Origin of the sequence: Streptomyces olivaceus, from assembly GCF_000721235.1 — a bacterium.
GTDB classification, from domain to species: Bacteria; Actinomycetota; Actinomycetes; order Streptomycetales; family Streptomycetaceae; genus Streptomyces; species Streptomyces olivaceus.
In genome coordinates this window covers 1-223 of the sequence record NZ_JOFH01000176.1, presented here as the reverse complement: position 1 = coordinate 223, position 223 = coordinate 1, and the positions used below count along the sequence as shown (strand labels likewise).

Annotated in this window: 1 protein-coding gene; it reads right to left on the bottom strand. The window is 72.2% G+C overall.

Features of this window, described 5'->3' with window-relative positions:
• A partial coding sequence (locus tag IG94_RS39565; protein WP_043485800.1) for a beta-ketoacyl synthase N-terminal-like domain-containing protein occupies positions 1 to 223 on the bottom strand: 223 nt, incomplete at both ends.

The following is a 223-nucleotide window of genomic DNA, read 5'->3' as shown; positions in this document are numbered from 1 at the left end:
GGATGACGCGTTGTTGGGAGGGTCCGTTGGGTGCGGTGAGGCCGTTGCTGGTGCCGTCGGAGTTGATGGCGGTGCCGCGGACGACGGCGAGGATCTGGTGGCCGTTGCGGTGGGCGTCGGACTGCCTCTCCACCAGCAGCAGCCCGACCCCCTCGGAGAACACCGTGCCGTCGGCGGCGGCGTCGAACGGCTTGCACCGGCCGTCCGGGGCCAGACCGCGCTG